The following is a 12,191-nucleotide window of genomic DNA, read 5'->3' on the forward strand; positions in this document are numbered from 1 at the left end:
AGCCGCTAGAAGCATGCATTCGCGCCAGCGAATGAACTGCCACAACCCCGCAAGGCCGAATACAGAGCAAAATCAAAGGCCCGGCCCAACCCCGGTTGCCCACCCCAACCCCGTGGGATAGTCTCCCGCGATTGACCGCAGCCTTTTATCCGGTACCCGACCCCATGCAGGACAGCAACGACCAGGCCACGCGCGAACAGGGCGGTTACGCCCCCGACGCCGTCGAAACCGCCGCCCAGCGCTACTGGAGCGACACCCGTGCCTTCGAAGTCACCGAAGACACCGGCAAGCCCAAGTATTACTGCCTCTCGATGCTGCCGTACCCCTCCGGTGCCCTCCACATGGGGCACGTCCGCAACTACACCATCGGCGACGTCATCAGCCGCTTCCAGCGCCAGCAAGGCAAGAACGTGCTCCAGCCCATGGGTTGGGACGCCTTCGGCCTGCCCGCCGAGAACGCCGCGATCAAGAACAAGACCGCGCCGGCGAAGTGGACCTACAAGAACATCGAACACATGCGCGAGCAGCTCAAGCGCATGGGTTTCGCGTACGACTGGACCCGCGAAGTCACCACCTGCCGCCCCGAGTACTACCGGTGGGAGCAGCAGATGTTCACCCGGCTCATGAAGAAGGGCCTGGTGTACCGCAAGAACAGCGTCGTCAACTGGGATCCGGTCGACCAGACCGTGCTCGCCAACGAGCAGGTCATCGATGGCAAGGGCTGGCGCTCGGGTGCCGTGGTCGAGAAACGCGAGATCCCGCAGTGGTTCCTCAAGATCACCGCGTACGCGCAGGAGCTGCTCGACGGCCTGGATACGCTGCCGGGCTGGCCCGATGCGGTGAAGACCATGCAGCGCAACTGGCTGGGCCGCTCGCAGGGCCTGGAGATCACCTTCGACGTCGACGGCCAGGCCGAGCCGGTGAAGGTGTTCACCACGCGCCCCGATACGTTGCTGGGCGTGTCGTACGTGGCTGTCGCCGCGGAACACCCCATCGCCACGCGGGCCGCGGTGGACAACCCGGGCCTCGCCGAATTCATCGAGTCGTGCAAGGCCGGCGGCGTCTCCGAGGCCGAGCTCGAGACGCAGGAAAAGCGCGGCTACTACACCGGCGTGGATGCCGTGCACCCCATCACTGGCGAGAAGGTGCCGGTGTGGGTCGCCAACTTCGTGCTGATGGGCTACGGCACCGGTGCCGTCATGGCCGTGCCGGGCCACGACGAGCGTGACTGGGAGTTCGCCCAGAAGTATTCGCTGCCCATCAAGATGGTCGTCGTCGATCGCGCCGTGGTCGATGCGCTGGCCGAGATCAGCCGCGACCTGGCGAAGGGCGAAGGCGCCGACGCCACCCAGAACGCGCTCGATGGCGGCCATGCCGATGCGTATGCCACCTCGGCGGCCGTGGAAACGGTGAAGTCGTTCGAGACGGGCGTGCAGGAATCGGGGGCCTACACCGAGCACGGTTACCTCGTGAACTCGGGTGAGTTCGATGGCCTGGACTTCGACGCGGCGTTCGACGCCATCGCATCGAAGCTCGAGGCCGCCGGCCGTGGCGAGCGCCGCGTGAACTGGCGCATCCGTGACTGGGGCGTCAGCCGCCAGCGCTACTGGGGTTGCCCCATCCCGGTCATCTACTGCCCGACGTGCGATGCCGTGCCGGTGCCGGAAGACCAGTTGCCGGTGGTGCTGCCGGAGGACGTCGAGTTCTCGGGCGTGCAGAGCCCCATCAAGGCCGACCCGGCATGGCGCAAGACCACCTGCCCGAACTGCGGCGCCCCGGCCGAGCGCGAGACGGATACGTTCGATACGTTCATGGAATCGAGCTGGTACCCGGCGCGCTACACCAGCCCGGGCGCGAACGCGATGGTGGACGAGCGCGTGAACTACTGGATGCCGGTGGACCAGTACATCGGCGGCATCGAGCACGCGATCCTGCACCTGCTGTATTTCCGCTTCTACCACAAGCTGATGCGCGACGAAGGCCTCGTCAACAGCGACGAGCCGGCCACCAACCTGCTTTGCCAGGGCATGGTCATCGCCGAGACGTACTACCGCAAGGAGGCCGACGGCCAGTTCACCTGGTTCAACCCGGCCGACGTGGACGTGCAGCGCGATGAACGCGCGCGCATCACTGGCGCCACGTTGCGCGCCGATGGCCAGCCGGTGGAAATCGGCGGCGTCGAGAAGATGGCGAAGTCGAAGAACAACGGCGTCGACCCACAGTCGATGATCCAGAAGTACGGCGCGGATACCGTCCGCCTGTTCTCGATGTTCGCCGCGCCGCCCGACCAGTCGCTGGAGTGGAACGAAGCCGGTGTCGAAGGCATGGCCCGCTTCCTGCGCCGCCTGTGGCGCGATGTCACCACGCACGCCGAAGGCGGCAAGGGGCAGGGCGCCAACCCGGCGGGCGAGGGCGCGCGCAAGACGCTGCGCCGCCAGCTGCACGAGACGATCCAGAAGGTCACCGACGATATCGGCCGCCGCCAGTCGTTCAACACGGCCATCGCCGCGCTGATGGAACTGCTGAACGCGCTGAACAGGTTCGACGACGCCAGCGAAGAAGGCGTGGCCCTGCGCCAGGAGGCCTTCACGGCCGTGGTGCAGCTCATCAACCCGTTCACCCCGCACGTGAGCCATGCGCTGTGGCAGGCGCTGGGCCATGGCGAGGCGCTGGTGGAGGACGCGGGCTGGCCCGTGGTCGACCCGGCGGCCCTGGTCCGCGATTCGCTGACCTACGCGGTGCAGGTAAACGGCAAGCTTCGCGCTACCATCGAGCTGCCGGCCAACGCATCGAAGGATGATGCCGAGGCCCAGGCCCGGGCGTTGCCCGTGGTGGCCGCCCAGCTGGAAGGCCTTACCGTGCGCAAGGTGATCGTCGTGCCCGGCAAGATCGTCAACATCGTCGCAGGATAACCATGAGCCCCAACGCCCTCCGTGTCGCCCTGGTCGTCGCCGCCACCGCCCTGCTGGGTGCCTGCGGGTTCCACCTGCGCCAGTCGGCGGCCCTGCCGCAGGGCATGGACAAGGTGCATCTCACCGTCGTGGGCGGCGGGCGCCTCGAGCGCGAGCTCACCCGTGCCATCGAGAACTCCAACGCCACCGTGGTGGACAAGCCCGGCGCGGGCATCGCCGAACTGGCCGTCACCTCGAACACCTTCCGCACCGATTCGCTGACGGTCAGCGGCACCGCGCGCGTCACGGAATACGCGGTTCGCTACCACGTCGAGTTCAACGCCAAGGGCCCGGACGGCAACCTGCTCGTCGCCCCGCAGCAGGTCGATATGTCGCGCGAATTCAGCTACGACGCCACCAACACCATCGGTACGTCCGCGCAGACCGACGAGATCCAGCGCAGCCTCATCAACGACATGGTGCAGTCCATCCTGTTCCGCCTGCAGGCCGCGCGTAACCACCCGCCGGCAGCCGAACCGGCGCCCGCGCCGGCCCCGTCCGCGCAGTAAGGCCGCAGCGCGGTGCCCATGCAGCCCGCCCAGTGGCACAAGCACCTCGCCGGCGACCGCATGGCGCCGGTGTACCTGCTGGTGGGCGAGGAACTGCTGGTGCTCGAGGCCGCCGATGCCTTGCGCGCCATGGCCCGCCGGCTCGGCTACGCCGAGCGCGAGGTGCTCGAGGCCGATAGCCGCTTCGATTGGGACGACCTGGCCCGTTCGTCGGCCGGCCTTTCGCTGTTCGCCACGCTGCGCCTGATCGACCTGCGCCTTGCGGGGGGGCGCGCGGGCAAGGAGGGTGGCGCGGCCATCACGGACTACGTGAGGAACCCCGCGCCCGACACCACCCTGCTCATCTCGGCCACCGAGTGGAGCAGCAAGCACGAAGGTGCCTGGACCAAGGCGGTGGACCAGGCCGGCATCCAGGTGGTCTTCAACGCCCCGCGCCCCAACGAATGGGGCCAGTGGATCGGCCAGCGGCTGGCGTCGCGCGGCCTCCAGGCCACGCCCGATGCGGTTGCCATGCTGGCCGAGCGGGTGGAGGGCAACCTGCTCGCCGCCGCCCAGGAGATCGACAAGCTGGTGGTGCTCGCGGGCGATCGCCGCCTCGATGCCGCCACGCTCGAGGGCCTGGTGGCCGACAGCGCGCGCTTCGACGCGTTCAAGCTCACCGACGCCGCGTTCGCCGGCGACGGGGGCCGCGCGCTGCGCATCCTGGCCGGCCTGCGCGCCGAGGGTGACGAGCTCATCGCCCTCATGGGCTGGCTGGTGAACCAGTTGCAGTTGGCCATGCGCCTGGCCAATGCCCGCGATTTCGGCGCGCAGGCCAAGGCCGAACGCCTATGGCCGGCCCGCGAGCAGCTGTTCCGCAAGGCCTTGCGCCGCGCGCCGCGCGAGCACTGGATGGCCTGCCTGGCGCGGGCGGCACGCATCGATCGCATGGCCAAGGGCCGCGAGCAGGGCGATCCCTGGCTGGAGGCCGAGCGCCTCGTGGCCGCCATCGCCGAACCGCGCGCCGCGGCCGCCTTGGCCTGAGCCCATGACCCACCTCCGGCCCCTCGCCATCCTGGGCGGCACCTTCGACCCCATCCACAACGGTCACCTGCGCGCGGCGTGGGAGGCGGCCGAGGCGCTCGATGCCGAGGTGCGCCTGGTACCGGCCCGCACGCCACCGCACCGGCCGCCACCCGTGGCCGATGCCGCCGGCCGCACGGCGCTGCTGCGCGCCGCGCTGTCGGGGCAGGACCGCCTCGTGGTCGATTCGCGCGAGCTCGACCGCGACGGCCCGTCCTATACCGTCGATACGCTGGCGTCCCTGCGTGCCGACGTGGGCCCGGAGCGCCCGCTGGTGCTGCTCGTGGGCGACGATGCCTTCGCCGGCCTTGCGTCGTGGCACCTGTGGCGCGACCTGTTCGAACTGGCCCATGTTGGCGTCCTGGCCCGCCCGGGCGCCAGCCACGCCCTTCCGCCAGAGCTGGAGGCCTTCGTGGCGGGCCGCCGCACGACGCGGCTGCAAGGGCCGGCGGGGCAGGTGGTGCGTATCGAGATCACCCCGCTGGATATCGCCGCCACGGCCATCCGCGAGGCGTTCGCGGCGGGTGGGGAGCCGAGGTTCCTCATGCCGGAGGCGTGTTTTGGCGATCCGGCGCTGTTGGCGCCTTATAGGGCCTTGGGGCGTTAGGCGGCTCCATCTCGCGCAAGCGCGCTCCCACATGGCCTTTGCATGGGTTGACGCTCCGGGGGTGGGCGGGCGCTATACTGGCGCCACCCCGGCATTCCGCCGCATGAGGTGCCTGCATCTTGAGTTCGACCGCATCCCGCAAGGCCAAGTCCGCCGCCAGCAACGAGCACCTCCGCCAGCGCGTGGTCGCCGCCCTCGAAGACCTCAAGGCCAAGGACGTTCGCGAAATCGACGTCCGCGGCAAGACCTCCATCGCCGATACCCTGTTCATCGCCTCGGGCACGTCGGCCCGCCACGTGAAGTCCATCGCCGACGAGGTGGTGAAGTTCGCGAAGGAAGCGGGCACCATGCCGCTGGGCGTCGAAGGCCAGACCGAAGCCGAATGGGTCCTCGTCGACCTCGGCGACATCATCGTCCACGTCATGCTCCCGCGCATCCGCGAGTTCTACGGCCTGGAACGGCTGTGGACCGTGGGCGACGACGCCCCCGACGCCGCCGCCAACGACTGAGCGCGCCGTGAAGGCGCGCCTCATCGCGGTCGGCGAACGCATGCCCGCCTGGGTGGCCGAGGGCTTCGCGGAATACCGCAAGCGGCTCTCGCACGAGCTGCCGCTGGAGCTGACCGAGATCAAGCCTGGTACCCGCGGCAAGGGCCGCGACGACGCTCGCGCCACCGTGGACGAAGGCGCGGCCATCCTGGCCGCGCTGCCGCGTGATATCCACGTCGTGGCGCTCGATGGCCGCGGCAAGTCGTGGTCCAGCGAGGACCTCGCCGTACAGCTTGAGCAATGGCGCATGGGTGGCCGCGATATCGCCTTCCTCATCGGTGGGCCCGATGGGCACGCGGCCGATGTGCTGGCGCGGGCTGACCAACGCTGGTCACTCGGGCCGCTTACGCTGCCGCACATGCTGGTGCGCCTGGTGCTGGCCGAGCAGCTGTACCGCGCCACCACCCTGGTGGCCGGGCATCCCTACCACCGCGCCTGAAGGAACGCCCACGTGCTGTACCTGGCTTCGCAATCCCCGCGCCGTCGCGAACTCCTCGGCCAGCTCGACGAGAGCCACCGCACGCTGGATGTCGATGTCGAGGAAATCCGCCAGCCGGGCGAAGCACCCGAGGCCTACGTAAGCCGCGTGGCGCGCGACAAGGCGCGCGCGGGCTACGCGCTCGTGGCCCATGAGCCCGGCGCGCGCGTGCTGGGCGCCGATACCGAAGTGATCCTGGGCGACGAGGTCTTCGGCAAGCCGCATGACGCGGCCGATGCCGCCGCCATGCTGGGCCGCCTCGCGGGGCGCGAGCACCGCGTGGTGTCCGTCGCCTGGCTGGTCGACGCGGCGGGCGAGCGCAGCGCCACGTCGGTCTCCACGGTACGTTTCGCCGCGCTGGGCCATGATGCGATCGCGGCCTACGTGGCCACGGGCGAAAGCATGGGCAAGGCCGGCGCGTATGCCATACAAGGCCGCGCGGCGGCATTCATCGAACATCTCGCGGGCAGTTATTCCGGTGTCATGGGGCTGCCTCTCTACGAAACGTCACTTCTGCTGCGGGGTCAGTGACATGTGGTCGCAGCGCAGCTATAAAGCGCGATGGCTTATGGAAAAGGGGCGCCGGTGAGCGAGGAAATCCTGATCAATGTCACGCCGCGTGAGACGCGCGTGGCGATCGTCGAAAACGGCATGCTCCAGGAAGTGCACGTGGAACGCGCCACCAAGCGCGGCTACGTGGGCAATGTCTACAAAGGGCGCGTGCAGCGCGTCATGCCCGGCATGCAGGCGGTCTTCGTGGAGATCGGCCTCGAGCGCGCCGCGTTCCTGCACGCCTCCGACATCGTCCGGCCGTCGCTGCCGCCCACCGACGCGCCCGAGGGCGGCAAGCAGAACGGCCACGGCCCCGTGCCACCCATCAGCGAACTGGTGCACGAAGGCCAGGAAATCGTGGTGCAGGTGGTGAAGGACCCCATCGGCAGCAAGGGCGCGCGGCTTTCCACGCACCTGTCGATTCCCTCGCGCTACCTCGTCCTGCTGCCGCACTCGCGCACGCTGGGCGTCTCGGTACGCATCGAGGAGGAGGCCGAGCGCCAGCGCCTGAAGGATGTCATCACGCCCCTCATCGGCGATAACCACCTCGGCTACATCGTGCGTACCAACGCCGAGGGCCAGTCCGAGGAATCGCTCGCGTTCGACGTCACCTACCTCGGCAAGGTGTGGCGCGTGGTGCAGGAAAACATTGCCAAGGCGAAGGTGGGCGAGCGCGTCTACGAGGAATTGTCGCTGCCATTGCGGTCGCTGCGCGATTCGCTGAACGACGGCATCGAGAAGGTCCGCGTTGATTCACGCGAGACCTACGAGAAAACCGTCAAATTCGTGCAGAAGTTCATGCCGGTGCTATCCGACCGCGTGGAGCACTACTCGGGCGAGCGCCCCATCTTCGATCTCTACGGCGTAGAGGACGAGATCCAGCGCGCCCTGCGCAAGGAGGTGCCGCTGAAATCGGGCGGCTACCTGATCGTGGACCAGACCGAAGCCATGACCACTGTCGATGTGAACACGGGCGGTTACCTCGGTAGCCGCAACCTCGAGGAAACCGTGTACCGCACCAACCTGGAGGCGGCGCAGGCGGCCGCGCGCCAGCTGCGCCTGCGCAACCTGGGCGGCATCGTCATCATCGATTTCATCGACATGGTGGATGACGAGCACAAGCGCCAGGTCATCCGCATGCTCGAGAAGGGCCTGGCGCGCGACCACGCCAAGACCACCGTGTACCCCATGTCGGCGCTGGGCCTCGTGGAGATGACCCGCAAGCGCACCACCGAGAGCCTGGAACGCCAACTGTGCGAGCCGTGCCCATCGTGCAGCGGCCGCGGCACGCTGAAGACGGCCGAAACGGTTATTTATGAGATTTTTCGCGAGATCACTCGTGCCGTGCGCCAGTTCAACGCGCAGAAGCTGCTGGTGATGGCCAGCCCCAAGGTCGTGGGCCGCATCCTCGAGGAGGAATCCGCGGCCGTGGCCGAACTGGAAGAGTTCATCGCCAAGAGCATACGCTTCCAGGCTGAAGAGCATTATTCGCAGGAACAGTTCGATGTCGTTCTCCTCTAACGCCGGCCGGCAGCGCCGGGCCATGGGCCGGTGATCCCGGCCTGGCGCCATCGCGCGAGACGCCTGCGGTTCTTCCTGTTGGGTCTGGTCGCGAGCGTCCTGGTCGCGCTCGCGATCGTGATGGCGCTCGGCCAGCTGTTGCTGCCCCTGGCGGCGCATTACCCGGGGCGCGTCGCCGCACTGCTCAGCGAGAAGGTGAAGCGGCCCATCCATTTCGCCGCCATGGAGGGTTTCTGGCAGGCGTCCGGGCCGTTGTTCGTCATGCACGACGTCACCATCGGCGGCGAGGCCGGCCAGCCGGCGCTGCGCCTGCCGCGCGCCGCGGTGAAGCTCGATTTCGGCGCGCTGGTGCTCCCCTCGCGCCACCTCATCAACCTGCGCCTGCAGGATCTTCGCCTCGGCTTGCGCCGCGCGCCCGATGGCCGCTGGAGCATCGACGGTTTCGAATCCGGTGGCACCACGCAGAGGACCTCGTTCGGCAACATGTCGGTCGACCTGTGGCTTGCCAACACCCGCCTCGATATCGCCGACGACACCACGCGGCGCCACTACGGGCTCGTGGCCGATCGCCTGCGCCTCAGCCTGCAGGGCAACGTGGTGCGCGTGGGCGGCACGTTGCGCCGCGAGAACACCAGTGCGCTGTTGTCCGCCGCGGGCCGCTTCGCGGCCGATGGCTCCAGCGGCAAGGCCTACCTCAAGGGCGCGAACATCGATTTCGCCGCGCTGACGGGCGATTTCGAACTCGGTGGCTATGCGCTGGCCGGGGGCAAGGGCGGCTTCGAGATGTGGCTCGACTGGCGCGACGCGCACGTGGTGCGCGCCACGTCGCGCATCGACATGGAAAACCTCGCCGTGCGCGGCCCAGCGCGCACGGTCAGCACCAGCGGGCTGCACGGCATCATCGACCTGCACCGCTTCGCCGGCGGCCAGCGCATTGACTGGATGGGCCGTGATGGCGGCGACGCGGCCATCGTGCTGCGGGCCAGCGGCGAACGCAGCGAAGGCACGGCGGTGGCCCGCAAGCTCGACCTGGCGCCGCTGCTGCCGTGGGCCGGCCTCGCGCCGCCCGTCTCGCCCGCGCTGGCGCGCTGGCTGGCCGAGGGCAAGCCGCGTGGCCGCTTCGACCAGCTGCGTGCGGACTGGGATTCGGTCGATGGCCTGCGGTTCGCGCATGCCACGTTCTCCGGCCTGGGCATCGATGCCAGCGGCAAGCTGCCGGGCCTTTCCACGCTCACGGGCGAACTGTTCGGCGACAGCGAGGCCATCGCGCTGGCGTTGCCCACGCAGGCCACCACCATCGACGCCACCGGCGTGTTCCGCAAGCCCTTCGCCATGTCGGCGCTGGGCGGCAACGTGGCCGTGTACAAGGGCGACGACGGCGGCTGGCACATCGGCGTGGATCCGCTCGATTTCAGGGGCGAAGGCTACGGTGGCCAGGCCCGCGGCGAGTTCGTGGTACCGGCCGCCGATACCGGCCCCTTCATGGACATGTACGTGGCGCTGGGCGAGGGCGAAGTCCCTGCGGCAAAGCTGTTCTGGCCCATCCATGCCATGTCCGAGGGCTCGCAGAACTGGCTGAACCGTGGCCTCGTCTCGGGGCACATCGTCGGCGGCTCCGCGCTCATCCGCGGCAACCTGCGCGAGTTCCCGTTCAAGAACCAGGAAGGCCGCTTCGAAGCGCGCGCCATCATCGACGATACGGTGCTCGATTACGGCACCGGCTGGCCGCGGGCGGAAGGCATCTCGGCCGTCGCCAACTTCGTCGACAACGGCATGCTCGTCGAGGCCAGCGAAGGGCATTCGCTCGGCAACGCGGTCAGCTCGGCCACGGCCGCCATCCCCGATTTCGGCGACGGCATGCTCGACCTGCGCGTCAGTGGCGCGGGCACGGGCGGCAGCTTCCTCGACTTCGTGAAAAACAGCCCCGTGGCGAACAGCAGCAAGGCCGAACTCGACAAGCTACAGCTGGGCGGCACGGGTGAGTTCGGCTTCAACCTGCTCCTGCCGCTGAAGGATGCGAAAGACGCCACGCTCGATGGCCGTGCCACGCTGAAGGATGCCGACTTCGTCGCCGACGCGTGGAAGCTGCGCATCGACAAGATCACCGGTCCCATGGCCTTCGATACCAGGGGCTTCACCGCGAAGGGCCTGAAGGCCTTGTTCCATGGCCAGCCCACCGACCTCGACATCGGCATCGCGGGCGGTACGGGCGACCCGGCGAAAGTCTTCACCGCAAGCGCCTCCGGCGCCTTCACGGTCGACGAGCTCGTGTCCGATTACCCCGACCTGAAATGGCTGGGCAATATCGCCAAGGGTCGCGGCGGGTTCCGTGTCGGGTTCGATCTCGGCACGGCGGGTGCTGGCGGCGAGCGCAGCCAGGTGCTGGCGGTGGATTCCGACCTCCGCGGCGTGGAGCTGCTGATGCCCACGCCGGTGAAGAAGCCGGCGGCGCAGGCACAGCCGCTGTCGGTCAGGCTCAACTTGCCTGTCGACGGTGCGCGCCTCGATGTCGCCCTTGGCGATATCGTGCGCGGGCGCCTGCGCCTGGCGAACAGCACGAACAACACGCCCATCGCCGCCGCGTTCAACCTCGGCAACACCGTGCCGGAGGTGATGCCGGCCCAGGGCTACCTGTTCGGTGGCCACGCGGCGAAGCTCGATGTCTCCGGCTGGGTGCAATACGTCGTGGGCCTGTCCACCGGGTCCACGGGGCCGGGCCTCACCGGCCTCGACCTCGCCACCGACGATGCCGAGGTCTTCGGCCAACATTTCAGCAACATGCATATCGTGGCGCGCCCGGGCCCGGCCGAGCTCAACCTGCGCGTGGATAGCGACGGCATGGCGGGTGCCATGACGGTCCCGAACGACGACCTGCGCCGCCGCGGCATCACCGCGCGCATGGATAAATTGTGGTGGCCCTCGGCCGACGACGCCGCCGACGCGGCGAAGAAGGGCAGGGCCATCGCCGGCCAGGCGGCCACGGCCGCCGTCACCGTCGCGCATGCGGAAGACGCCAGGGATAACGGCGGCAAGAAGCCCGCCGACGCGAACGAAGCAGGCGTTGCGCCTTCCAGCCTCCCGCCGCTGCACCTGCACGTGAGCGACATGCGCCTGGGCAAGGCACGCCTGGGCGACGCGCGCCTCGAAACCTGGCCGACGGACGAAGGCCTGCACGTCGACCAGCTGCGTGCGCAGTCGAAGAATGTGCAGATCACGGCCACGGGCGACTGGAACGGCGACGAGAAAACCAGCCATACGCACCTCGCCATGGATTTCGCCTCCGAGGACGTGGCCCGCATGCTCGATGCGCTGGGCTTCGCCGGCATCATGTCGGGTGGCCGTACCGAGGCGCGCCTGGACGCGACATGGCCGGGTGGGCCGTCGGCGCTCGCGCTGGCGAACATGGATGGCAACCTCAAGATCAATGTCGCCAATGGCCGCATCCTCGAAGTGCAGCCCGGCGTGGGTCGGCTGTTCGGCCTCGTCTCCATCACCGAGTTGCCGCGGCGCATGGCGCTCGATTTCGGCGACGTGCTCGGCAAGGGCTTCGGCTTCGACTCGATCACGGGCGATTTCCATTTCGCCGATGGCAATGCCAGCACCCAGAACCTGAAGATCCGCGCCCCCGCGGCCGAGATTTCCATCACCGGCCGCGCCGGCCTCAAGGCGCGTGATTACGACCAGGAAGTGCTGGTGGTGCCGCACGTCGGCAACAGCCTGCCCATCGTGGGCGCGCTCGCGGGTGGCCCTGTCGGTGCCGCCGCCGGCCTGGCCGTGCAGGGCATCCTGGGCCATGGCCTCAACCAGGCCGCGCGGAAGCGATACCACGTCACCGGTAGTTGGGATAAGCCGGTGTTCACGCCGATCGACAAGGGGCTGCCTTCCACAGGCTCGCCAGCGGCGGCACCGGCGCCTGCAACGACGGCAGCACCGCCCGCAAAGCGCTGACGCGGCGCCCGCCTA

9 protein-coding genes are annotated in these 12,191 nt (G+C 68.7%); all 9 read left to right on the forward strand.

The features are described from left to right. Positions 1–164: 164 nt before the first annotated feature. Entirely contained in the window at positions 165–2,912 is a 2,748-nt protein-coding gene (leuS, locus tag VI08_RS13970) for a leucine--tRNA ligase (protein ID WP_045830220.1), read from the forward strand. A 2-nt stretch (positions 2,913–2,914) separates the two neighbouring features. Next, positions 2,915–3,460, forward strand: a complete 546-nt coding sequence (lptE, locus tag VI08_RS13975) for an LPS assembly lipoprotein LptE (protein ID WP_045830221.1) — start codon at positions 2,915–2,917, stop codon at positions 3,458–3,460. Positions 3,461–3,472: 12 nt separating this feature from the next. Continuing rightward, a complete protein-coding gene (gene holA / locus VI08_RS13980; protein WP_045830222.1) occupies positions 3,473–4,483 on the forward strand; it encodes a DNA polymerase III subunit delta in 1,011 nt (336 codons plus the stop codon). Between the two features lie 4 nt (positions 4,484–4,487). Beyond that, the gene (nadD, locus tag VI08_RS13985) at positions 4,488–5,129 is read left to right on the forward strand and encodes a nicotinate-nucleotide adenylyltransferase (RefSeq protein ID WP_045830223.1); all 642 of its coding nucleotides are present in this window, start codon (positions 4,488–4,490) and stop codon (positions 5,127–5,129) included. Positions 5,130–5,248: 119 nt separating this feature from the next. Next, positions 5,249–5,638, forward strand: a complete 390-nt coding sequence (gene rsfS / locus VI08_RS13990; protein WP_045830224.1) for a ribosome silencing factor — start codon at positions 5,249–5,251, stop codon at positions 5,636–5,638. Positions 5,639–5,645: 7 nt separating this feature from the next. Beyond that, positions 5,646–6,116 (forward strand): 23S rRNA (pseudouridine(1915)-N(3))-methyltransferase RlmH, encoded by a 471-nt coding sequence (gene rlmH / locus VI08_RS13995; protein WP_045830225.1) that lies wholly within the window; start codon positions 5,646–5,648, stop codon positions 6,114–6,116. A gap of 12 nt (positions 6,117–6,128) precedes the next feature. After that, a complete protein-coding gene (locus VI08_RS14000; protein ID WP_045830226.1) occupies positions 6,129–6,686 on the forward strand; it encodes a Maf family protein in 558 nt (185 codons plus the stop codon). A gap of 54 nt (positions 6,687–6,740) precedes the next feature. After that, a complete protein-coding gene (rng, locus tag VI08_RS14005) occupies positions 6,741–8,228 on the forward strand; it encodes a ribonuclease G (RefSeq protein WP_045830227.1) in 1,488 nt (495 codons plus the stop codon). 30 nt (positions 8,229–8,258) lie between these two features. After that, the gene (locus VI08_RS14010; RefSeq protein ID WP_157006791.1) at positions 8,259–12,176 is read left to right on the forward strand and encodes a YhdP family protein; all 3,918 of its coding nucleotides are present in this window, start codon (positions 8,259–8,261) and stop codon (positions 12,174–12,176) included. Positions 12,177–12,191 lie beyond the last annotated feature (15 nt).

The sequence above is a fragment of the Luteibacter yeojuensis genome (assembly GCF_000964085.1).
Taxonomy (GTDB): Bacteria; Pseudomonadota; Gammaproteobacteria; order Xanthomonadales; family Rhodanobacteraceae; genus Luteibacter; species Luteibacter yeojuensis_A.